This is a genomic window from Streptomyces sp. NPDC033131 (genome assembly GCF_055578365.1).
Genome location: NZ_JBVIPA010000001.1, coordinates 353,372 through 375,735 on the forward strand (window position 1 = coordinate 353,372; position 22,364 = coordinate 375,735).

At 70.2% G+C, this 22,364-nt stretch carries 16 protein-coding genes; 10 read left to right on the top strand and 6 right to left on the bottom strand.

All coding sequences use genetic code 11. The features are described from left to right. Positions 1-87: 87 nt before the first annotated feature. From ACZ5XS_RS01545 to ACZ5XS_RS01565, 5 genes are all read left to right on the top strand, one after another. Positions 88-1,242 carry a sugar kinase gene (locus tag ACZ5XS_RS01545; protein ID WP_468647198.1) on the top strand — a complete coding sequence of 385 codons (1,155 nt, stop codon included), beginning with the start codon at positions 88-90 and terminating at the stop codon, positions 1,240-1,242. Beyond that, entirely contained in the window at positions 1,239-2,003 is a 765-nt protein-coding gene (locus ACZ5XS_RS01550) for an IclR family transcriptional regulator (RefSeq protein ID WP_468647199.1), read from the top strand. Before ACZ5XS_RS01545 ends, ACZ5XS_RS01550 begins: the two co-directional genes overlap by 4 nt. Beyond that, complete coding sequence (locus ACZ5XS_RS01555; RefSeq protein ID WP_217241283.1) at positions 2,000-2,410, top strand: RidA family protein; 411 nt, start codon at positions 2,000-2,002, stop codon at positions 2,408-2,410. Before ACZ5XS_RS01550 ends, ACZ5XS_RS01555 begins: the two co-directional genes overlap by 4 nt. Positions 2,411-2,533: 123 nt before the next feature. After that, positions 2,534-4,012 carry a GntP family permease gene (locus ACZ5XS_RS01560; RefSeq protein ID WP_468647200.1) on the top strand — a complete coding sequence of 493 codons (1,479 nt, stop codon included), beginning with the start codon at positions 2,534-2,536 and terminating at the stop codon, positions 4,010-4,012. A 65-nt stretch (positions 4,013-4,077) separates the two neighbouring features. Then, positions 4,078-4,647: a hypothetical protein gene (locus tag ACZ5XS_RS01565; protein ID WP_468647201.1), complete on the top strand. Its 570-nt coding sequence runs from the start codon at positions 4,078-4,080 to the stop codon at positions 4,645-4,647. 19 nt (positions 4,648-4,666) lie between these two features. Here ACZ5XS_RS01565 and ACZ5XS_RS01570 read toward each other — a convergent pair whose 3' ends face one another. Beyond that, a complete protein-coding gene (locus tag ACZ5XS_RS01570; RefSeq protein ID WP_468647202.1) occupies positions 4,667-6,016 on the bottom strand; it encodes a M14 family metallopeptidase in 1,350 nt (449 codons plus the stop codon). 334 nt (positions 6,017-6,350) lie between these two features. On the opposite strand from ACZ5XS_RS01570, the gene ACZ5XS_RS01575 reads away from it, so the two are divergent. The 4 genes from ACZ5XS_RS01575 to ACZ5XS_RS01590 all read left to right on the top strand — a co-directional run bounded on the left by ACZ5XS_RS01575 (position 6,351) and on the right by ACZ5XS_RS01590 (position 12,107). After that, a complete protein-coding gene (locus ACZ5XS_RS01575) occupies positions 6,351-8,684 on the top strand; it encodes an ATP-binding protein (RefSeq protein WP_468647203.1) in 2,334 nt (777 codons plus the stop codon). A 505-nt stretch (positions 8,685-9,189) separates the two neighbouring features. After that, positions 9,190-10,098, top strand: coding sequence for an anti-sigma factor RsbA family regulatory protein (locus ACZ5XS_RS01580; protein ID WP_468647204.1), 909 nt, complete (start codon positions 9,190-9,192; stop codon positions 10,096-10,098). 102 nt (positions 10,099-10,200) lie between these two features. After that, positions 10,201-10,683, top strand: a complete 483-nt coding sequence (locus ACZ5XS_RS01585; RefSeq protein WP_468647205.1) for an ATP-binding protein — start codon at positions 10,201-10,203, stop codon at positions 10,681-10,683. A 110-nt stretch (positions 10,684-10,793) separates the two neighbouring features. After that, on the top strand, positions 10,794-12,107 hold the full coding sequence (locus ACZ5XS_RS01590) for an Nramp family divalent metal transporter (RefSeq protein WP_468647206.1): 1,314 nt from the start codon (positions 10,794-10,796) through the stop codon (positions 12,105-12,107). Between the two features lie 13 nt (positions 12,108-12,120). Here ACZ5XS_RS01590 and ACZ5XS_RS01595 read toward each other — a convergent pair whose 3' ends face one another. Continuing rightward, positions 12,121-13,389, bottom strand: a complete 1,269-nt coding sequence (locus ACZ5XS_RS01595; protein ID WP_468647207.1) for a hypothetical protein — start codon at positions 13,387-13,389, stop codon at positions 12,121-12,123. A gap of 60 nt (positions 13,390-13,449) precedes the next feature. Further along, positions 13,450-13,959: a SigE family RNA polymerase sigma factor gene (locus ACZ5XS_RS01600; protein ID WP_468647208.1), complete on the bottom strand. Its 510-nt coding sequence runs from the start codon at positions 13,957-13,959 to the stop codon at positions 13,450-13,452. Positions 13,960-14,126: 167 nt separating this feature from the next. Here ACZ5XS_RS01600 and ACZ5XS_RS01605 point away from each other — a divergent pair, with 167 nt between their 5' ends. Further along, entirely contained in the window at positions 14,127-14,534 is a 408-nt protein-coding gene (locus ACZ5XS_RS01605) for a hypothetical protein (protein ID WP_468647209.1), read from the top strand. A gap of 140 nt (positions 14,535-14,674) precedes the next feature. Here the strand turns inward: ACZ5XS_RS01605 and ACZ5XS_RS01610 are convergent, their stop codons facing one another. From ACZ5XS_RS01610 to ACZ5XS_RS01620, 3 genes are read right to left on the bottom strand one after another with little or no spacing between them, the layout of a single operon-like run. Then, a complete protein-coding gene (locus ACZ5XS_RS01610; protein WP_468647210.1) occupies positions 14,675-15,196 on the bottom strand; it encodes a hypothetical protein in 522 nt (173 codons plus the stop codon). Between the two features lies 1 nt (position 15,197). After that, positions 15,198-15,551 (bottom strand): hypothetical protein, encoded by a 354-nt coding sequence (locus tag ACZ5XS_RS01615; RefSeq protein ID WP_468647211.1) that lies wholly within the window; start codon positions 15,549-15,551, stop codon positions 15,198-15,200. 31 nt (positions 15,552-15,582) lie between these two features. After that, positions 15,583-22,212, bottom strand: a complete 6,630-nt coding sequence (locus tag ACZ5XS_RS01620; RefSeq protein WP_468647212.1) for a polymorphic toxin-type HINT domain-containing protein — start codon at positions 22,210-22,212, stop codon at positions 15,583-15,585. Between the last annotated feature and the right edge of the window lie 152 nt (positions 22,213-22,364).

The following is a 22,364-nucleotide window of genomic DNA, read 5'->3' on the forward strand; positions in this document are numbered from 1 at the left end:
TATATCGCTTACCGCTGTCTAACATCTCCGCCAACGTCGGTCAACGGAGCCGCCGCCCGCGAACAAGGTTCAGGAGCTACGACGATCGTGACCATCAGCGGACCCTGCAATGCCCCCGACGTCGTGGACGTCGTCGCGCTCGGCGAGTCCATGGTCACCTTCCTGCCCTCCCAGCCGGGCCGCCTCGCCGACGTCCCCTCCTTCGACCGGGCCATCGGCGGCGCCGAGTCCAACCTCGCCTGCGCGCTGGCCGCCGCGGGACACTCCGTGCGATGGATCAGCCGGGTCGGCGCGGACGCCTTCGGCGACCACCTCACCGACACGATCGGGGAGTACGGCGTCGACGTCTCCGCCGTGCACCGGGACCCGGCCCGGCCGACCGGCATCTACTTCCGCACAGCGGGGGACCGGTCCACCGACGCCCACGAGGTGGCGTACTACCGGGCGGGATCGGCGGCCTCCGCGATGACCGTGGACAACGTGGACCCGGTCGCGGTCCGGGCGGGCCGGATCCTGCACCTGTCGGGGATCACGGCGGCCCTGTCCGAAGGCTGCCTGGCACTGCTGCGCGAGCTGACCACCCGACGGCCCGGCCGCCCGACCGTCTCCTTCGACGTGAACCACCGCGCCGGCCTGTGGCAGGACACCGACGGGCCGCAGGTCCTGCTGGAACTGGCCCGCGGCGCCGACATCGTGTTCGTCGGAGAGGACGAGGCGGAGGAGGCGTGGGGGGTCACGGGCGGACCGGAGGCGATCCGGGAGGCGCTGCCGGAGCCGGGGATGCTGGTGGTCAAACAGGGGGCTCGGGGAGCGACGCTTGTCCGTCGTCCCGCGGGCAGTCGTGCCGCTGGGGCGGCTCCCGACCCCTACAGGCCCGGCACCCCGCAAGCGCCGGGCTGCGCACCCCACCCCCCAACGGCGACCCCGAGTGCCGAACAGCCCTTCACCTGCGTCCCCGCCCTCAACGTCGACGTGGTCGCACCCACCGGCGCCGGTGACGCCTTCGCCGCCGGGTTCCTCTCCGCCACCCTGCGCGGACTGCCCCTGGGCGTCCGCCTGAGGCACGGCCACCTCTGGGCCGCCGCCACCCTCACCGCCCCCGGCGACCTCGCCCCGCCCCCCACCCGCGACCACGCCGACCGCCTGGCGGCCCTCGACGACGACGCGTGGGGGAGACTTCGACTCGGCCCCGGCTGGACACAGGCCGCACAGCGGGCCGAGGAGGAGGTACGTACGCCATGAGCCAGACCGTCGACCGCGCGCTGAACATCCTGCCGCTGCTCGCCGAGGGCCCCGCCGACCTGGGGCAGGTCGCCGACCGCCTCGGGGTGCACAAGTCCACCGCCCTGCGCCTCCTCCGCACCCTGCACGAGCACGGCATGGTCTACCGCCAGTCCGACCAGCGCTACCGCCTCGGAGCCCGCCTCATCGCGCTCGCCCAGGAAGCGATGGAGAACCTGGACATCCGCGAGATCGCCCACCCCCACCTGGTACGCCTCAACGAACAGTGCGGACACACCGTCCACCTCGCCGTCCACGAGGACGACGAGGTCCTCTACATCGACAAGGTGGAGAGCCGGTACCCGGTGCGGATGTACTCGCGGATCGGCAAGCCCGTCGCCATCACCGTCGCCGCCGTGGCGAAGCTCCTCCTCGCCGACCGGCCCGAACCCGAGCGCCGGGCCCTCGCCGACAAGCTCGACTACCCCATGTACACAGCCCGTTCGACCCCCAACGCCCCCGCCTTCCTGAGGGAGTTGGACAAGGTCCGCGAACAGGGCTGGGCCACCGACCTCGGTGGCCACGAGGAGTCCATCAACTGCGTCGCCGCGCCGATCCGCGGCGCCGACGGCCGGGTCGTCGCCGCGATGTCGGTCTCCGCGCCGAACGTCGTCGTCACCGCCGACGAACTCCTCACCCTGCTGCCGCTGGTCCGCCGCACCGCGGACGCGATCAGCGGCGAGTACTCCGGCAGAGCCCCCGTCAAGGAAGCCACCTCATGACCGAGAAGACCGCGCTCACCCCGAAGACCCACACCACCCCGCCCGCGAAGTTCTCCCACGGCGTGCGCAAGGGCAACATCCTCCAAGTCGCAGGCCAGGTCGGCTTCCTGCCCGCCGAGGAGGGCAAGCCGCCCACGCCCGCCGGTCCGACCCTGCGCGAGCAGACCCTCCAGACCCTCGCCAACGTCAAGGCGATCCTGGAGGAGGGCGGCGCGAGCTGGGACGACGTGATGATGATCCGCGTCTATCTGACGGACGTGGACCACTTCGCCGAGATGAACGCCATCTACAACACCTACTTCGAGGAGCAGGCCCTCACCGCTCCGCCCGCGGCCCGCACGACGGTCTACGTCGGCCTTCCCGCCGGGCTCCTCGTCGAGATCGACGCACTCGCCGTCCTGGGCTGAGCCCGGCTGACGCTCCCTCAACTCCCGCACTCCGTACACGGCATGGCGCCCGACGACTCGACGGGCGCCGTGCCGCGATCACACCTGCCCGAAAGCTGTATGTACTTACCCAGAGGACCCCCCATGTCCCATCCGCTCGCCGCGGCCCCCACCCCCGAAGCCCCACCCCACACCGGAGGCCTGCTCCTCCTCATGGACGGCACGGCGGGTCTGCTGACCGTCGCCGCCCTCGGCATCGGCCTCCTGCTGTTCCTGATCATCAAGGTCCGCCTCCAGCCCTTCGTCGCCCTCCTGGCCGTCTCCATAGCCGTCGGCCTGCTCGCGGGGCTGTCCGTCACCGAACTCTTCGGCACGGTCCAACGGTCGGACGCCGTCTCGACCATCGAGTCCGGCATGGGCGGCATCCTCGGCCATGTCGCGATCATCATCGGCCTCGGCACCATGCTCGGCGCGATCCTCGAAGTCAGCGGCGGCGCGGAGGTGTTGGCGTCCCGTCTCCTGAACCTCTTCGGCGAGCGGCGCGCGCCGCTCGCCATGGGCCTGACCGGCCTGATCTTCGGCATCCCGGTCTTCTTCGACGTCGGCATCTTCGTCCTCGCGCCGATCGTGTACGCGGCGGCGAAACGCTCCGGCAAGTCGATCCTGCTCTACTGCCTGCCGTTGCTCGCGGGCCTGTCGATGACCCACGCCTTCCTGCCGCCCCACCCCGGCCCGGTCGCGGCCGCCGGGCTCCTCCACGTCGACCTCGGCTGGGTCATCCTGATGGGCATCGTCTGCGGCATCCCGGCCGTGCTGGCCGCCTGGGCGTACTCGGCGTGGATCGGCCGCCGCATCTTCGTCGCCGTACCGCAGGACATGGTGGAGGCGGCGGCGGAAGCCAAGCTCGCCGTCGTCAACGAGCAGCGCGCGTCGGGCGTGGAGCCGCAGGAGACGCCGGTACCGCTCGGCACGGTCCTCGGCATCATCGGTACGCCGCTGGTATTGATCCTCGCGGCCACCTTCTCGTCGATCGCGCTGGACCCCTCCACCGGCCGCTCGGTGATCGAGTTCTTCGGCAGCCCGTTCGTGGCCCTGACGATCGCCCTGCTCCTCGCGTACTACCTGCTCGGCATCCGCCGCGGCTGGTCCCGCAGGTCTCTGGAGACGGTGTCCACGGCGTCGTTGAAGCCCGTCGGCAACATCCTGCTGGTCGTCGGCGCGGGCGGCATCTTCGGCGCCGTCCTCAAGGCCAGCGGCGTCGCCCAGGCACTCTCCGACACCTTCAACGACGTCGGCCTCCCGGTGATCGCCCTCTCCTACCTGATCTCCGTGGTCCTGCGCGTCGCCCAGGGCTCGGCGACGGTCGCCATCGTCACCACGGCCGGCATCGTGGCCCCCCTGCTCGCCGAGGGCGACCACTCCCAGGCCTTCGTCGCCCTGGTCATCATGGCCATCTCGGCCGGCTCGATCTTCGCCTCGCACGTCAACGACGGCGGCTTCTGGATGGTGGCGAAGTACTTCGGCATCAGCGAGCGGGACACCCTCAGGACGTGGACCGTACTGGAGACGGTTCTGTCGGTCGCGGGGTTCCTGGTGGCGGCGGTGCTGAGCGTGTTCGTGTAGGCGTCTGATAACGAAATCAGGGGCTGGCTGTGTCCGACACAGGATCTTCGACCATACTGCCCGCTGTGGAGCAGCGCATAGGTTCGAGCAGCCAGCCCCTGGAAGGCGCCGGATTCGACCCGGCATTCATCCCCGGGCTCACCTCACCCGCGTCCGGCGACCCGGCGGATGCCGATCCGGCGGACGCCAGGTCGGCGGACGCCGAGGAGGCCGTGGAGACGGAGGAAGCCGCCCCCGAGGGGACCGCGGACGTCGACGAGCCGGATGGGCCCGAGGCGTCCGAAACGTCAGTGGAGTCCGGGACGTCAGAGGAGTCCGAAGAGGCCGGGGAGGTCCCCGACGGCCCCGTCTTCGAGGCCTCCGACCGCCGCGCGAAGATCGTCGCGGACCACCGGGGCGTCCGCCTGACCCTCGACGACCAGAGTTGCGAGTTCCGCTGGGACGAGATCGGCGCGGTCGAGACGGAGTCCCCCCGCTTCGGCAAGCGGTTCACCATCACGGTCCACACCCCTGACCGCCGCTGGTACCCGATCGAGATCGAGGCGACGGCCAGGAGCCGGTTCACCGAGTGGGAGTCACAGTTGGACGCGGTGCTGGACGCCTACTTCGACGAAGACGCGTCCGAAATGGCGTAGGTGCGCGGGGACCGCGTACCTAGCCGCAGTACTGCGGCTCCTTGCCGATGGACCGGTACATGCAGTCCGAGTTCTCCAGCAACTGCAGGACCGCGTCCCGGTTCCGCGCGGTCTCCCGCTCGATCACCTCGTCGGGCGGGTAGAACCCGCCTCCCGAACTGGACCCGGGATACATCTCGAACGTGTACCCGAAGATCTTCTGGTTGCCCCACAGCCAGTCGTCGATCGACCCGTCGGTGATGTACAGGTCGCTGGACTGCTCGGGCGTGTAGCCGTTGCTCGCGGCCATCTTCTGCCCGACGGCCGCGAAGGCGTTCCGGTCGTCGGCCGTCATCCCGGTGGTCGTGTTGGCGGTGGTGTACCCGAAGGGCCACAACACCAGTTCGCTGTACGTGTGGAAGTCGATGCCCGCCTTGATCTGCTGGACCCCGCCGACCACCCGGCTGCGCACGAAGTCGGCGACGACCTTGACCTCCGGTGCCGATTCGGCGGCGGTGCCCCGGTACGTGTCGGAGGACGGCGACCCCGAGGACCCGCCGCAGCAGCCCCAACGGTAGTTCCAGTTCCGGTTCATGTCCGTACCGATGTACGAGGAACCGCTGTTGGGCTGCCGGTTCTTGCGCCACGAGCGGTAGGACCCGCTCGCGATGTCGTACTCGCCGCCGTCCGGGTTGAGGTCGGGCACGATCCAGATCTCGCGGTTGTTCACCACGTTGGTGATCCGGGAGTCCGAGCCGTAGCCCGCCCCGAGCTCGCGGATCAGGTAGAGCGCCATCTCCACGGTCAGGTGCTCGCGCGCGTGCTGGTGGTGGGTGAACAGCACCTCGGGCTCGGACTCGTCCGTCGCCACGTTGTCGCTGATCTTGATGGCGACGATGTCCCGGCCCTGGTACGACTTCCCGATCACGCGCCTGCTCATGATGTTCGGGTAGGCCGAGAGGCGCGTGGTGATCTCCGCGTTCATCTCGGTGTAGTTGTGGTAGCGCGAGTCGGCCGAGGGGAAGTCGAGGAGCCGTACGTCGTCCTCGCCGTTCGACCGGTCCGGCACCGCGCCCATCGGCGTGACGTCGTAGCCGAGTCGCTTCAGCTTCTTGACCTGGTCCGCGCGGCCCGAGATGAAGACCGAGTGGTCGTCGGCGTCGTCCACGGTCACGCCGGAGCGCTGAAGGTCCGTACGGGACTTGGCGTCGGAGTGCAGGTGCACCTCGTACTGGCGGATGTCGTCGGCGGACGGGGCCGCCTTCCGGGCGCTGTCGGCGTTCGCGGAGAGCGGGGCCGCGAGGGCGAGAGCCATCAGGGAGGCGACGGCGGCGACGGCGGCGCGCCGTCTGCCGGGGCGGGCGCCCGAGCCTCGTATGCGAAGTCGCATGAAGTCTCCTAGTTTCTCCAGGACTCCGGGATCTCCGGAGGTGGGGAGTGGAGCGGGGGGTGGTTCAGCGACGAGCTGGTGCGGGTGTGCCGCTCATCGTCCGCGCATGGCATGAGCAGGTCAAGACTGGAGGAAGACGCGATGGCGGGAACTGTTCGACCCGAGGGCGCGGAGTCGTCGCGGAGACGCGAAAGGCCATGCAGTGTACGCGGGTTGCAGCCTCGTGGGGCGGTCCCCCGTGAAGTGCACCCGGGGGTGTGACCGCCGCGTGCATATATGCCGGACTTCGGGACAAGGTGAGGCGTCACCGAAACCCCCAGAGGACTGGCTGATCATGGGCGGATCAGCGCCACGACGGGACTGCCACCTGCCGGTCGAGACGACCAGCTTCGTCGACCGGCGCCGTGAACAGGCCGACGGCCGCGAGCTGTTGGCCCGAGCACGCCTGGTCACGCTGACCGGGCCCGGCGGTGTCGGCAAGACCCGCCTCGCCACCCGCATCGCGGCCCGCGTCGAGCGCGCCTTCCCGGACGGTGTGCGCTTCGTGCACCTGGCCGGCCTCGACGACCCCGCGCTCGTCCCGCTCGCCGCCGCCGACGCCCTCGGCCTGCACGACCACTCCGCCCGGCCACCGCTGAACGCGCTCGTCGAACACGTACGGGACCGGCGCCTCCTCCTCGTCGTCGACAACTGCGAGCACCTCCTGCCCGCCTGCGCCGAGCTCGCCGCCGCCCTCCTGCGCGGCACCACCGGCGTCCGCGTCCTCGCCACCAGCCGGCACCGCCTCGGCCTCACCGAGGAACACCTGCTGGACGTACGGCCGTTGCCCGTTCCCGACCCCGACGGCGACCTCTCCGCCGCCGACGGCTACCCGGCCCTCGCCCTCTTCGCCGACCGCGCCGCCGCCGTCGCCCCCGGCTTCCGGCTCACCGCCGCCAACCGGGCCGCCGTGGCCCGCCTGTGCCGCCGCCTCGACGGCCTCCCGCTCGCCATCGAACTCGCCGCCGTCCGCATGCGCGTCCTCAGCGTCGAACAGCTCCTGGAACGCCTCGACGACCGCTATCGCCTGCTGTCCGCCGGCAGCCCCGCCGCCCTGCCCCGTCACCGGACCCTGCGCGCGGCGATCGACTGGAGCCACGAACTGTGCACCGAGCGCGAGCAGTTGGTGTGGGCCCGGCTGTCCGTCTGCGCCGGAAGCTTCGACCTGGAGACGGCCGAGGCGGTCTGCGCCGACGGCGAACGGATCCGGTCGTACGACGTCCTCGAAGCGGTCGCGGGCCTCGTCGACAAGTCCGTCCTGTGCCGCGAGCCCGGCCCGGACGGCGTGCGCTACCGCCTCCTGGACACCCTGCGCCACTACGGCCTGGACCACCTACGGCAGTCGGCCGGTGAGGAGGAGCCCGCCACCCGCCGCCGTCACCGGGACCGCATGCAGGCCATCGCCGCCGCCTGCGAACGGGCCTGGTTCGGCCCCGGCCAACGAGAGACCGTCGCCCGCCTCCGCGCCGACCAGGACAATCTGCGGGCGGCGCTGGACCACAGCCTCACGGCGCCGGGGGAGGAGCTCGCCGGACTCCGCCTCGCCGGCACCCTCTGGTTCTACTGGCACGCCTGCGGTGCCCCCCGCGAGGGCCGCTACTGGCTCGACCGGGCCCTCGACGCCAACCCCGAGCCCACCCGGGAACGGGCCCGTGGCCTGTGGGTCGCCGGACTGCTCGCCGGATGCCCCGAAGACCTCACCCGGGGCCTGCGCAGAGCCGAGGAGGCCCATGCCCTGGCGCGCGGGCTGGACGACGCCGCCGAGGCCGCCCACGCCGACTACGTCATCGGCGTCATCCGGCTCTTCAGCGACGACCTCCCCGCCGCCCTGGCCCACTTCGAGGCCGGTGTCGCCCGCGGCCGCGTCGCCGGTCAGCACCTCAGCCTCGTCGGCCTGGACCAGGTCGAACTCGCCTGCGCCCTCGGCTTCCTGGGCCAGGCCGACCGGGCGGTCGAGATCTGTCACCGGGCCCTTCGCCTCTGCGAGGAACACGGCGAGGAATGGGTGCGCTCCTACGTCCTGCGGATGCTCGCCCTCGCCCACACCGTCAAGCAGGACTGGCCACGCGCCGAACGGCACGCCCGGGAGGCCCTTCGCCTCAAACTCGCCGTCCACGACGTCATCGGCATCGCCCTCACCCTCGACCTGGCCGCGCTCATCGCCACGCGGGGCGGCACCCACGAACGCGCGGCCGTCCTCCTCGGCGGCGCCGACCGCGTCTGGATCGCCGTCGACCGCGACCGCTGGGGTGCCCAGACCCTGATCACCACCCGCCTCGACAGCGAACGCCGTGCCCTCGAAGCGGTCGGCCGGTCCTCCTTCCGGCAGGCCTATGACCGCGGCGCCGGCCTCGACCTCGCCGAGATCGTCGCCTACGCCCTCCAGGAACCCGGCCTCCCCGGACACCCACCCGCGGCACTCGCGTCGACCGGCGGCCCCGAAATCCGCCTCACCCGCCGCGAGGCCCAGGTCGCCGAACTCGTCGCCGAAGGACTCGCCAACCAGCAGATCGCCGACCGCCTGGTGATCGCCCGCCGCACCGCCGAAGGCCATGTGGAACGCATCCTCAGCAAACTCGGCTTCAACAACCGCAGCCAGATCGCCACCTGGGTCACAGCCCAACGCTGACACCCCATGCCGTCACCGAGCCCACGGGCACCCACCACCGCCGAACGGCGCCCCCACGTCCCCGCACCCACAGGCAGCCGCGCCGCGCCACCCACCCCCGTCCCCGCACCCACAGGCAGCCGCGCCGCGCCACCCACCCCCGTCCCCGCACCCACAGGCAGCCGCGCCGCGCCACCCACCGCCGTCCCCGCACCCACAGGCAGCCGTGCCGCGCCACCCACCCCCGTCACCGCACCCACGGGCAGCCGTGCCGCGCCACCCACCCCCGTCACCACAGCCCCATGCCGCCGTGCCGCGTCACCCACCCACGTCACCACAGCCCCATGCCGCCGTGCCGCCGTGCCGCGCCACCCCCCCGCCGCCGCAGCCGCGGGCAGTCGTGCCGCTGGGGCGGCACGGGTGGGCGCGGCGGCACCCCGTCGGCGCCGGGCTGCGCCACCCACCCACCCCCCAGCCCCCACCCAGCGCACCGTCCACACCAACCGCACGAAAGGAATGACCCCCGGTGACCCACCAACCCGCCCCCACCCCGAGCCACTTCGACCACCGCATGACAGCCTTCGGTGCCGACGACGAATTCCTCGCCACCGCCCTCCCCTTCCTGGCAGAAGGCCTCGCCGCGACCGGCGAACCCCCGCCCGTCGCCATCGTCGCCCCCGACAAGCTGAGCCTCCTGCACGACGCCCTCGGCAGTGACGCCGAGAACGTCGGCCTCATCCCGCACACCGACTGGTACACGGGATCGGCCGCCAACGCCGTCGCGCAGGGCGCCGGTTACCTCGCCGCACACGCCGGCCCCGGCGGCCGCGTCCACCTCCTCATGGAACCCGTGTGGAACGGCCGCGCCGGCCGCTCCCCGCGCGAGACCGCCGAGTGGATCCGGTACGAGGCCCTCGCCAACCTCCTCTTCGCCCCGTACGCGACCACCGCCATGTGCGCCTACGACACCCGCACCGCGGGCCACGCCGTCGTCGACGCGGTCCGCCGCGCCCACCCCGACACCGGCGCCTACGAGGACCCGGCACGCATCGCCGCCGAGCTGGACGCCGTACCACTGCCACCGCCCCCGGCCGACGCGGAACCGCTCGTGTGGCCGGGCGCCGAAGCCGTACGGCAGCGGGCGAGGGCGCGTGGACTGGCCGTCGCGGACGCGGAGCTGTTCGCCGAGTCGGTCACCGCCGCGGCGGCCACCGTCGGCCCGGTCACCGCCACCCTCCTGTGGGGTGAGGCCCCGTCCTGCGTCTGCGAACTGCGCATCGCGCGCCGCGTCGACGACCCGCTCGCCGGCTTCGTCCCGCCGCCCACCGGAGACCTGGAACCCGCACAGGGACTGTGGTTCGCCCGCCAGGTGTGCGCGTACGTAGACGTCCGCGACGAGGGCGCCGGGGCGACGGTCCGCCTCCAGTACGCGTAGCCGCCGGCCTATCAGCCCGCAGCCGGCCGCAGCAGCCGTACAGGTACGGAATCGGGTAGTCCTCCCCGTGTACCGGCCGGCCGGGGAGGACACCCTGAAAGCATGCTGCAACTCTCCGGGGGAGCCCTCCCGGACCCCGACCCCAGATACGGCGCCTACCCCCAACCCCCCCTGGGAGCAGGTCATCTGAGCGTCGAGTACGACCCCCGCCCCACCGCCGTCCGCGAGGCCCGCGCCGAGGTCCGCAGGCAGCTGGAGGGATGGGGCCTGGCAGAGCGCGAGGAGGTGCTGGAAGCGGCGGAGCTCCTGGTCAGCGAACTGGCCACCAACGCCCTGCTGCACTCCGCGAGCCGCTTCCGGCTCACCCTGACCGCCGCGCACGGCGTCCTGCGCTGCGAGGTCGCGGACTTCGGCCGCCGTACTCCGCAGGTGCTCGCCGCGGGCGCCTCGGAGAGCGGCCGGGGGATGTTCCTGGTGAACGCGCTCGCCCTGCGCTGGGGCTGCCACCAGGACGGGCCGGGCAAGACCGTCTGGTTCGAGCTCGGCACGTGCGGGTCCGACGGCTGCGGTCGGCGACAGCCGTAGGCTCCGGGCCCCGGCGGCCCGCCCAGCCCCCGGGGCCTCCCCCGGACCGTCGTCTTCCTTCAACGCACGCCCTCTTGTGCCCTCGCCCGCTTTGCGCTTTCTTGATCGGCATGGCGGACACCACGGACAACACAGCGACAGGGACGGCAGCCACCCCAGCACCCAGAAAGTCCAGTTGGAAGTACATCGGCCCGGGAATCGTCGTCGCCGCGACCGGCGTCGGCGCCGGCGACCTCGTCGCCACACTCATCGCGGGCAGCAACTTCGGCTACACCCTCCTGTGGGCCGCCGTCATCGGCTGCCTGGTCAAGATCTCCCTCGCCGAGGCGGCGGGCCGCTGGCACCTGTCCACCGGCCGCACCCTCTTCGAGGGCTGGGCGAGCCTGGGCCGCTGGACCACCTGGTTCTTCGTCGTCTACGTCGTGATCTGGGGCTTCGTCTACGGCGCGGCGGCGATGTCGTCCAGCGCGCTTCCGCTGCAGGCGCTGTTCCCCGACGTGATGGACCTCAAGTGGTGGGGCATCGCGTGCGGCCTGGTCGGCCTGGTCTTCGTCTGGTTCAACAAGTACGCGGTCTTCGAGAAGGTCATGACGGTCCTGGTGGGCGTCATGTTCGTGGTGACGGTCTACCTGGCGATCCGCGTCACCCCGAACCTGGGCCACGCCTTCGCAGGCCTCCTGCCCGTCCTCCCCGACGAGAAGGACTCCGTCCTCAACACCCTCGGCCTGATCGGCGGCGTCGGCGGCACCATCACGCTGGCCGCGTACGGCTACTGGGTCAACGCGAAGGGCTGGACCGACACGGGCTGGATGAAGGTGATGCGCCTGGACAACCGCGTCGCCTACGCCACCACCGGCATCTTCGTCGTCTCGATGCTCTTCGTGGGAGCGGAGCTCCTCCACTCGGCCAACGTCGCCATCGCGAGCGGCGACAAGGGCCTGATCCAGCTCAGCGACATCCTGGAGGACAAGTACGGCACGGCGACCGCAAAGTTCTTCCTGATCGGCTTCTTCGCCACCTCCTTCACCTCCCTGATCGGCGTCTGGCACGGCGTGAGCCTGATGTTCGCGGACTTCGTGGCCCGCTATCAGAAGCGCGGCGAGGTGAAGGGCGAGGAGGTCGCGTCCGGGGCCCGCGAGAAGTCGTGGCCCTTCCGGGCGTACCTGCTCTGGCTGACGTTCCCGCCGATCGTGCTGCTCTTCCAGGGCCAGCCGTTCCGCCTGATCGTCCTCTACGGCGTGCTCGGCGCCGCCTTCCTCCCCTTCCTGGCCGGCACGCTGATCTGGCTGCTGAACTCGGCCCGCACCCCGCGGGAGTGGCGCAACGGCCCCCTGAGCAACGGCATGCTGGCGATCGCCGGCCTGCTGTTCCTGGTCCTGTGCGTGAAGCAGGTCTGGGACCAGCCGTGGTCGGAGTTCTTCTAGGTTCTTCCCGCCATCAGCGGAGCGCGTCCCACTTCGGGCTGAGGGCGATGGACCTCAGCTGCTCGATCGTGAGGGCGGGCGTGGCACGGGTCGCGTCGCTGTTCTGGTCGGCGGCGTTGAAGGCGCTGATCACGACTCGCATCCCGTCCGCCCTCATGGTGTCGGCGGTCCACATGACGACCCCCGACCCCGGCTTCTCGCCGGGCCCCTGCCGGGTGGTCACGCGGGTGCCGTTCGGCAGCGTCTCGGATCCGGAGCCGTAGAGCTCGTCGGCGACGTCCCGCATGTCGGGCTGGACGTTGACCTGGACGAAGGTCTTGCCCTTGCCGTCGTCGACGACGAGGTAGGCGTACTCGGTCTCCTGACCGCCCTCGGCGACCACCTCGACGCCCTCGGGAAGCAGACCGGCGAGGGTCTGCCCGATGCCGCCGCCTTCGACTCCCGGCAGGGCGGTGTCCGACACCGAGGGGTCGGGCTTGTCGGCCTCGCCGCCCGCGGGCATGGCGTCGACGGCCTGCCGCCAGACCCCGGCCGACACCAGCTCCTTCAACTGCTCCTTGGACAGCGGCGGGTTCGGCCTGCTGACCGGCGCGTCCTTCTCGGCCGCGGCGTTCCACTCGCTCACCGTGACGTACTGCCCGTCAGGCGTGACCAGGTCGGCGGTCCACATCTTGGTGTCGACACGCCGGTCGGGATACTCGTAACCCTGGAAGATCTTGAGCAGCGACCCGTCCGCCAGCCTGCTGGAACTGCAACTGTCGTACGGGGTCAGCACCTTGTCCGGGCACTCGGCGATCTGACGGGCCTGATCGCTCCCCGGCTCGATCCGGTCGAGGCCGAGTGACACGCTCGCCGGGCCCTTGCCGTCGTCGAACACGACACGTGCGTACGGCGGCAACTCCTCGTTCGTGCCGCGCGCGTCCGACTCGCCGAACTCACCCTTGGGAAGCAGCTCCTGGAGCGTACGGATCATGTCGGCCCGGGACATGGACAGGGGCGTGGCGGTCGCACTGGAGGTCGCGCTCGGCCCGGTGGCGACGGTGCGCTGTTCCCGGTCCGCCGAACCTTCACCGGGCAGGACCAGCATCCCGCCCACGCCGAGGAGCGTCAGACTCGCCGCCCCGCCCACGACCGCGGCCCGGCGGCGCAGCCGCAGCCGCCTGCCGCGCGCATGCCCGGCGGCGGCGAGTGCGGCACCGTCGGAGGGGAAGGTGTGTCCGACCTGACGCAGCGCGGCGCCGAGCCGGTCCTCGAAGGGGTCGCTGTGCTGTTCGACGGGCATGACAAACCACCGTTTCGGCATGGTCGGAAGTATCGGAGGTGTTTGAGGGTGGGCCGGGTGTCAGGGTCTGGCGTACTCGGAGAGGTCCTCGCCAAGGAGCTCGCGCAGTCTCCCCAGAGCCCGGGTGCAACGGGTCCGGACGGCGGCCGAGCTGGCGTTCATCACGTCGGCGGTCTCCTCTATCGACCGGTCCTCCCAGTACCGCAGGACGACCACCGCCCGGTCCTTGGCGGGCAGCCGCGCCAGCGCCTCCAGCAGCGTCAGCCGCAGCGAGACGTCCCCGGGGGCACCGTCGGGCCGGTCGGGCAGCACGTCGGTGGCCCGCTCGCTACTGCTTCGGCGCCGCTGGTGGGTGAGGAAGGCCCGGGTGAGCACGGTCTGCGCGTACCCGGCGGGGTTGCCGACGCGGGTCACCCGGTGCCAGCTGATGTAGAGCCGGCCCAGGGTCTCCTGCACCAGGTCCTCGGCGAGATACGTGTCCCCCGCGGTGAGCAGACACGCGGACCGGTACAGATGCGCCGCGCGCGCCGCGGCGAACTCCGCGTACTGATCCGCCAGGACCTTCCTCATGTGCTCCCCCTGCTCGGTGCCCCGCCCCTGCCCTCACCTCATTGACGCGGTGGACCCCGGGAAATGTTTCATGCCGTTTCTCCGGACTGCTCGGCGACAGGGTGCGCGGGGACACAGGCGGGTAGGTTGCGTGCGAACCCCGGTGAGGCGCGAGGAGCACACCAACCATGAACGACGCGGCGTACGGCCCGCAGCCGCCCTACGGCCATGAGCCCCCGCAGCCGTCCGCGCCCCCGGGCTTCGGCCCACCGCCACCGCAGTACGGATACGCGCCGCCGCCCCAACCCGCCCCCGCTGACCCGGAGTTCCTCGCGGTCCATCGCCACAGCTCGATCGCGGTCGACGCGACGGGCGTCTTTCTTGAGATCAACGGGCACGAGGCCGAATTCCCCTGGCCCGAGGTCCGCAGCGTCCACTACAGGGCGAGCCCTTCCGGGAAGTCCCTCATGATGGCCGTCGTCCACGTCGACGGCACGGTGTACGAGTGCGTCGTGGACGCGAAGCCGAGGGAGCTGCTGAGGGAGTGGTTCGCGCAGTTGGCGGCGGTGCTGGGGTACTACCGGCCGATGGGGTAGGGCGTCGGCACGGGCGGGCGCAGGCCTGCCGAACGGCAAAGCCCGGCCGAGCAACTCGGCCGGGCTTTGGGCAACATTCCTTGCTGACGAGAGATCGGGTCGGTTGGAGGCAGACCGACCGACCCGACTTCGCCTCCCGGTCAAGGCCCCGGTTCATCCTGCTCTTCGCCCAGCGGGTCCAGGCTGTCTCCCACCGACCATTCGCTTCCCGCGCTCTCCAGCCCATGCTCGCGGAGCCAGGCCCATGGCTCTCCGAACTCCAGCAGTGCTGCGGCCGCCTCCGCTGGATCCCCCGACAGCCCCACCCCGGGTTCCGACTCGACGTTGTCGAGCCGCTGGGACACATACCGGCTCCAGGAGTCTCTGTCGACCACCCGGAAGTCCCAGGTACCAGAAACCCTGAGTATGTCGTCGGGACCGGCACCGTCGAGTTCATCGGCTTCGTGATCCGCCGCGGAATCCGTAGACGCGAGCTCAAGGTCATAGAACGGGCCTTCGTGACCCGAAACCTCAGATACCGTCTCGGAGTATCTACGGGCCGCCGAGCGGACAGCTTCGAATTCCGCTTCCAGAGCCTCCTCCGTGGCACCGGACGTCGACACTGTTTCGGCATGCCTGCGCAGGGCAGAGAGAAACTCCTGAATCGCTGCGTCAAGTTTCACATCACTCCCCCTCTCTTTCTGCCGTGTTCATCGCTTGCCATTCTTCGCCGGCCGCCCACTTCCGCCGATATACGACTCCGGGTGTCTGCAGGGCGAGAGCGACGGCGTCGTTGTCCGGTTTCATCCGTGCGGGCTGCTTCGGTACATGCCGGTAGCCCCGTTCGCGCATCAACCGCGCAGCGCCTGCCCAGTTCGGGGCGGCGACAAGCACCTCGTCGTTCGGGTCACAGGCCCCGCTGCCGTCGTCGAGGATCGCGAAGGCGACAACGAAGGATCCCGAGCGGACGAATCCTGTCATATCACTCATGGCGGTGTCCTGGTTCGGTGGTTCGGTTCCCTGGGGGCAGAAGTACATCTGCCCCCAGGGAATGCGTGCATCAGATCAGTCAGCCTCGGCGGCCAAGCCCACGGCCGTGCCACCGGTAGTGAATCGTGCCGGACCTGTTGCCGCGCGACCAGTCCAGGTGAGCGTGTCCGCCGTTACGGCACGGACCACGAAGCTGACATGTATAGCCCCTCTGCCGCATCCTGTTGTAGTCGTTCCTCCGGGCCTTGTAGGCGCCCCGACGACTGCCGAACCATTTACTGCTCATGATCCGGCAGTTGTGAACCAGCGCCGGAGCTCCGTCGGTCTGAACGTAATAGGTGTGCGTCCCACCGACCGTGAGGTTCCGCACCTGACGCACATCCTGATGCCGCACTGCTCCGGTGACGACCGGGGTTCTCCCGTCGGGCGCCACAAGCCGGTCCGAGGACCGCACCTTCCCGGCATCGACCCAGCCCCGCCCCTGCACATACAGGGGGTGCTCCGTGGTGGCGGTGAGCGGCTCGGTCCGTCCGTCACCGTCCGAGTCGACGGACAGGGTCACCAGGTCCTTCACGCCGTCACCGATGATGACGTCGGTGACCGGGGAGACCTTGATCTCGCCCGTGACCTCGTCGGCGGCCCGGACCATGTCGCCCTTGACCACCTCGCCGATCGGCTTGGTGCTGCCGTTCGCCATCACCACCGGCGTGTCGGGCAGGAAGGAGTTCCTGCGGCACGCCCGTCCGACCGTACGTGCTGCGCGGATGGCCCGGTAGCCGCGATAGGCACGGTAGCCCCAGGCGGCGGCGCCGAGGCCGGGAATGAACCCGGCCGCGGTGAGGGCGATGTCCCACTTGTTGCGCCAGGCCCAGCGCTTGGCCTTCTTGAAGAACTTCTTGAAGCCCCACTTTCCGTCGAGGTCGACACAGTTGATCGGATCGGCCATGCAGTACTCGTAGGCGTTGGCATTGCCGCCCTGTTCCGGATCGACGGACAGAAAGCGTCCGGTGGCCGGGTTGTACTGGCGCACGCCCATGAGGGTGTAGCCGGCGACGGTCTCGCTGGAGCGCTGTTTGCCGCCGAGCCATCCGTAGCGCACGGCCTTCTGCTCACCGCGGGGGTTGCCGTACTCGTCCGTGTCGAGGACGACGGGCGCTTCGCCCGCGTTGAGCGGGAGTTGCAGGGCGACATCGCCGTGGACGTCGGTGAACTGGAGCACGGTGTCGCCGGTGGCACTGGTGACCGCGCCGAGGTCCCCGGAAAGGGCGTCCACATTGCGGGTCAGGGCGCCGGTGGCGGTGTTCTCGATGATCCAACGGGGGTTGTCGGTGTCGCCGTCGTAGTGGTTGAGCTTGTTGTCCGTCGGTGACCAGGTCCCGCCGTTCTCGGTCTCCACCGTCCAGGAGCGGAAGCGCAGGTTGGCGTCCAGCTGCCAGGTCTGGCGCTTGCCGTTCGCGGTCTGCTGGCGGACGAGGTCGTTGGCGTAGTAGCCGACGGTAGCCCCGCCGGGCAGCGCGGTGGTCCGTCCGAAGGCGTCGTAGGCGTAGCCGCTGTCGGTGATGCGGTCGGCGCTGTCGAAAGTGGAACTCCTGGTCGTGCCTCCGGTGGTCGGGCAGTCCAGACCGGGCGCTGCGGCGGCGCTGATCAGGGACGTGCGGTTGCTGTGCTTGTCGAGTCCGTAGGTGCGACGGGTGCAGACCGTCTCGACGGTGTCCTCGACGGTGGTGAGACGGCCCACGGCGTCGTAGCGGTAGGTCTGGTCGGACCATCCGGAGTGGCTGGTGGTCTGGCCGTGAACTGATTCGGTCACCGCGTCCGACATCACGACGGTGCCGTCACTGTCGCGGGTGTAGGTGCGGTCGACAGGCGCGCCGGTGGTGTCCTCCGTGACGGTGAGCGTGTAGCCGCCGGGCAGCTTCTCCGTGGTGACGGAGCCGTCCGCGTCATAGGTGGCGGAGAAGGCACCGGCGATGGAGTCGGTGGTCCTCGTGGCCAGACCGCGCGGCTCGGCGGTGTGGTCGTAGGTGTAGGTGACGGTGGACGGAACGGTGTCGGTGACCTTGACCGGGCGGTCGAGCAGGTCGAACTCGGTGGTGGTCTTTCCGCCGTCGGCGTCGCTGTAGGAGATCTGGCGGCCGAGTTTGTCGTAGGCCCGGGTGATGGTGCCGCCCGTGGGCGAAGTGGTCTTCGTCTCCTTCCCGGTGGCCGGGTCGTACTCGGTGGTGGTCTCGGGAACCGCCTGGCCGCTGCCGCCGCTGACCTTCACCGTGGTCGGGCGCCCTGCCGCGTCGTACGACGTGGTCGTGGTGCGGGTGACGCCGTTGGCCGTCTCCGTTCCCTTGGCCGCGTTGCCCCACCAGTCGTACTCGGTGGTGGTGGCCGGCAGCTGGCTGGGGTTGGAGCCGCCTCCTGTGACAGCTCCGCCGGGTCCGACGGAGCAGACCAGGTCCGCCCACTCGGGGCGGCCGGCGCAGGTGCCCGTGCCGGTGGCGGACCAGTAGGCGGTCACGACCGTGCCGGCGTCCGTGCCGGTGCTGCCGGTGTTCATGGTCTTGGCGACCCGGCCCAGGGCGTCGTACTCGGTCGTGGTGGTGATGGCCAGTCCGGCGGGGTCCTGAACGGACTTCACCGGCATTCCTCTGGCCCAGTCGTACTCCGTCTGGACGACCCGGGTCTCCGCGTGGACGGTCGGGTGCTCCCTAACCTGCGCACCCGTGGTCACCTTGGTGACCTGGTCCTTGATAGTGGCTGAGCCGTCCGTGGGGCGGCCCGTGTCGTACTCGTTGACCGTCCGGGAGCGTGCGGTGACCGGGTTCCCCGCGGCTACGAGCGTCGTGGTGCCGGACTTGAGATCGGCGGTCAGATCGGCGCGCCGCAGCGGGCCGAACTCCTCCAGCTCTCGAGTGCCGGTCTCGCTGTAGAGGGAGCGCGTGGTCAGCAGCTCGGCACGCTCGGCCGTGGGCAGGGAGGCGATGCCGAGCTCCGCCTGTGCCGCGCGGTCCGCGGCGGAGATGCCCAGGGCGAGCGCCCGGTTGGCCGCCGTCAGTTCACGGACGGTGTTCCCGAACCGGTCGTACTCGGTGGTGCTGATGTGCCCGCCCGGGGTGGCGGAGTTGACCGAGCGTCCGGAGACTCCCAGATAACTGACCTCCGCACGGGCGTAGGAAGACGCGCTCAGCGCGTCACCCGAGTGGGACGCGGGGACGGAGTCGGCGGGGAAGACCGCCGTCGCGTCGGTCGGGGCATCGGTCTGCCCCCACGCCTTCACCTCGCTCGCGCCCAGCTTGTAGGGGGCACTGGCACCCGTCAGCGGCACGTCGTAGACGATGCTCGTGACGGCCTCACCGGAGACGGTGTCGGCGCTGCCCTGTTGCAGACCGGGCCGGGACGCCTTGAGCAGCATGCCCTCTCCGGCGGCGCTGCTGGATCCCGCCTTGCCGTAGGTGAAGGTCCAGGGCAGCTCTCCGGGCGGGGTGACCTTGGTGACACGGCCCGCGCTGTCGTAGGCGTACTCGGTCTTCAGCGAGGGCGAGATTTGCGGGTGCCACGTCTGACGAAGCCGGCCGGTGCCGTCGTAGAGATACATCTGTACGGACTTGGAGGTGGCCGCCGACGCACCAGGCTCGGTGGACCAGAGGCGGATCTCCTTGACCTGGTCGCTGTAGTCGCCGTAGCCGGTGTCGGTGGCGGTGGTGGTCGTCGCGTAGACGAACTCCAGTGCCCGGCAGCCCTTGGTGGTCGGGGTCGCGGTGCACGTCGCGGCGGTCGCCGCGGACGTGGGGGCGAGGATTCGCTTTGGCCGGGCCAGTTTCTTGCCGTCGACGGTGACCGTCTCGGAGATCACGGTCGTGGTCGAGCCCGACAGCCCGTCCAGCAGGGTGCTGGAGACCTGCCACGTGTCCGCCGCGGAATCGGGCTTGGTGAACTCGGTGACCGTGCCCTCGGTGTCGGACAGGGTGAAGGTGCCGCTGACGCTGCCCTTGAGGGTCTGGTCCTCCGCGCCCGGCTCGGGGACCCAGCCGGTCTTCGCGGTGTTCGCGGTGAAGTGCGTCTCCTCGTTGTCGGAGTCCACCACGACGACCGCTGTGTCAGAGATCCGGCGGATGTGGGAGTAGTCGGACTCGGTCGCTTCGGCGACCGTGCCGGACACCCACTGCTTGCCGAAGATCGACGCCTGCCCGGTCTGGGCGGTGGCGGCGTCCGGGGTCCGGGAGGAAGCGGTCCTGCTGACCGACAGCTCGAAGAAGGAGGCGTCCGTCTCGGAGAGCGTGTAGTCGCCGGTGAGCAGGTTCACCGAGCCGGGGCCGACCTCGTCGGCAGCGGCTCCGTCCGCGGTGCGGTCGACGACCACGGTGAGTGGCTCGGTGCTGCCGGAAGCGGAGTTGGCGCCGGTGAAGTCCGCCTTGATCTGAACACTGCCGTCAGGATCGACGGTGCTCGTCGCGTTCCAGGTCAAGGGCGCGTTCTTGCCGCCGGTGAGCGGTACGGGCCAACTGGTCAGGGCCGTGCCGCCGGCGGTGACGTCCGCGACGGGGATCTTCACCCAGGGGTCGGCCTCGGAGCGGCGCCAGGAGAAGGACACGGCGTCGTACTTGGCCGCGTCGGCCTCGGCGACCAGGGGCAGCCTGCGCGCGGTGCGCTCGGCCTCGCCCGGCTGGATGAAACCACCCGGACCGGCGTGGAAGACGTACTCGACCGCCTCGGACTTGTTGTCGGCCTTGTCCACGGCCCGTACCTGGAGGGTGTGGGTGCCGTTCTTCGGCGGGGCGATGACGATGCCCTTGTCCGCCGTCGAACCACCCGTGGAGACCTTCGTCCAGGTCAGGCCGTCCAGTGACCATTCCAGCCAGTTGTGGTCGGCAGCGGGCGGCGTGACGGTGAACGTCCCGGTCTGTCCCGCGCCCTTGACCCACTGGCCGCTCGGATAAGCCGTGGAGACGATCTTCGACGGTGCAGAGGGGGCGGAGGTGTCGACCGTGAAGGTCTTCCACGCCGACCAGCCGCTGTTGTAGTGCGTCCCGTCATAAGGGCTGGTGCGGAACTTGTACGTCTTGCCGTTGCTCAGCACACCGGCCGGAACGGTCACCGGGGCAACCTGCCCGGAGGGCACGTACTTCGACACGATGACATCGCCGACCTGCGTGTTGGTGGCGTTGTCGTAGATCTGGAAGGTGCCGTTGACCTTGTCGCCGTCGGCGTCGACGAAGGTGTCACGAAGCGTCGGCGTGGTCGTGTTCACCGTGTACGCGCCGCTGTAGGAGAAGTACGGAGGTCCGGCCTCCTGCTTCGTTCCCGTGCGCGGCCGGTAGTTGTAGTTCACGACCAGCTTCGGCGGGTTCGACGCGGCGTTGGCGGAGTTGACCCGCTTCCACTGCGCGACAACGGATTCGCTGGTGGCCCGCAGGCCCATGTGTCCGCGTGTGGCGTTCGCCGATGCCCACTCCTGGGTCAGGGTGGTCACGTCAGCGTTGATCCACCCATCGGGCTGCGTGGTGCAGGAGGAGTTGCCCCGAGTCTCGGTGGAGGTGGCCTTCTTCGTCGTCATGGTGGGGCGGTTGGTCCACCGGCTGGAGGTGGAGGCCGCGCCCGACGCCCAGACTTCCCACGGGTACGCCTTGCAGTCCACGTTGTTGCCGGAGTGGAAGTTCCACAGGGACAGCTTGGCGTCCAGCACCAGTGCGTCCTGGATCGGCGTGGTGTTCCAGGAGATGAAGGACTGCGCGGTGCGCGGTGTGCCGTCGGAGTTGGTCGTACCCGGGTTGCCCAGGTCCAGTTCGGTGTCGGACGACCAGTCGACCGTCTCGCCCTGCTGCACGTACGTGTCGAAGACGTTGGACAGCGAGGAGGTGGACGGGTCGACCGTCACCGGGTACTTGGTGTCCGGGTCAGCGAGGAACTTCGCGTCCGGGGTCACCACGAGATCGACGGAGGAACCTTTCCGCACCACCTTCATCGCCACCGGCACGCGGCGTGTGTGTTCGCCGGACCGCTTGTCGACGGTGGAGTCCCACATCACTGGCGCGGGCATGACAGCCCGTTTCTTGCCCTTCTTGTCGGTGAACATCACGCTGCCGTCAGGCAGTTGCTTCACCTTGAGGCCCTTGGCGGTCAACGGCAGGGTGTACGCGTAGCCGTCAGCAGCGGGCTTCTTCTTGATCTCGACGTACTGCTCGAAGCCCGTACGGGTGGCCTCGACCACGACGTCCGCGCCGGGCACGGCGTTGACGTACTCCGCTCGCGTGCCATCCAGCTTCGGCTCCGGCAGGCCGCCCTTCCACTGGAGGGTGATCTGCTCACTCCCCTCCCCAAGGGTCACCAGGTCGACAGCCTTCTGCCGCTGCCCCGCCCGCAGGGACTTCGCGACCGTGCCGGTCTTCCCCGCCAGGCGCAGCCCGTTGGGGTGCGCCACCGGCTCCACGCCCTGGCCGGTCTCCCGCAGTTTCACGTCCACGGCGACCCACTTGCCGTCCCGCTCGAAGCGGACCGGCCCGGCCGACAGCTCCGTCGTCAGGCTGCCGTCCTTGTTCGCCCAGGTCTTCGACGTCTCAGTACGCTCCGAGAGCGCCTCGACCCGCTTGCCCGAGAGCCGGGCCGCCACCCTCGCCGAGGGGATGTCTGCCGCGTCGGCCGCGGTCTGCGGCTTGGGGGCCTTCGTCTGCTCCTGGGCGGGAGCGGCCAGTGCCGTGCTCTGCAGTGCGGCCGTCACCATCAGCACAGCGAGCCCGCCTGCTGTCCAGCGCAGGCTTCCGCTCTTCTCGTGCCATATCCGCCCTCTCTCCGCAGGAGAGGGTAAATCTTGCATGGGTCTCACGAATCCCCCTAGTAAACACACGTCGCAGTGGCAAACGAAGAGAGTCTAAG

Excerpts from the sequence above, each read along its gene's own strand:
- ACZ5XS_RS01550 (WP_468647199.1), top strand. The coding sequence starts at position 1,239 with ATGAGCCAGACCGTCGACCGCGCGCTGAACATCCTGCCGCTGCTCGCC.
- ACZ5XS_RS01555 (WP_217241283.1), top strand. The coding sequence starts at position 2,000 with ATGACCGAGAAGACCGCGCTCACCCCGAAGACCCACACCACCCCGCCC.
- ACZ5XS_RS01560 (WP_468647200.1), top strand. The coding sequence starts at position 2,534 with ATGTCCCATCCGCTCGCCGCGGCCCCCACCCCCGAAGCCCCACCCCAC.
- ACZ5XS_RS01570 (WP_468647202.1), bottom strand. The coding sequence starts at position 6,016 with ATGCGACTTCGCATACGAGGCTCGGGCGCCCGCCCCGGCAGACGGCGC.
- ACZ5XS_RS01575 (WP_468647203.1), top strand. The coding sequence starts at position 6,351 with ATGGGCGGATCAGCGCCACGACGGGACTGCCACCTGCCGGTCGAGACG.
- ACZ5XS_RS01585 (WP_468647205.1), top strand. The coding sequence starts at position 10,201 with ATGCTGCAACTCTCCGGGGGAGCCCTCCCGGACCCCGACCCCAGATAC.
- ACZ5XS_RS01590 (WP_468647206.1), top strand. The coding sequence starts at position 10,794 with ATGGCGGACACCACGGACAACACAGCGACAGGGACGGCAGCCACCCCA.
- ACZ5XS_RS01595 (WP_468647207.1), bottom strand. The coding sequence starts at position 13,389 with ATGCCCGTCGAACAGCACAGCGACCCCTTCGAGGACCGGCTCGGCGCC.
- ACZ5XS_RS01600 (WP_468647208.1), bottom strand. The coding sequence starts at position 13,959 with ATGAGGAAGGTCCTGGCGGATCAGTACGCGGAGTTCGCCGCGGCGCGC.
- ACZ5XS_RS01605 (WP_468647209.1), top strand. The coding sequence starts at position 14,127 with ATGAACGACGCGGCGTACGGCCCGCAGCCGCCCTACGGCCATGAGCCC.
- ACZ5XS_RS01615 (WP_468647211.1), bottom strand. The coding sequence starts at position 15,551 with ATGTACTTCTGCCCCCAGGGAACCGAACCACCGAACCAGGACACCGCC.
- ACZ5XS_RS01620 (WP_468647212.1), bottom strand. The coding sequence starts at position 22,212 with ATGGTGACGGCCGCACTGCAGAGCACGGCACTGGCCGCTCCCGCCCAG.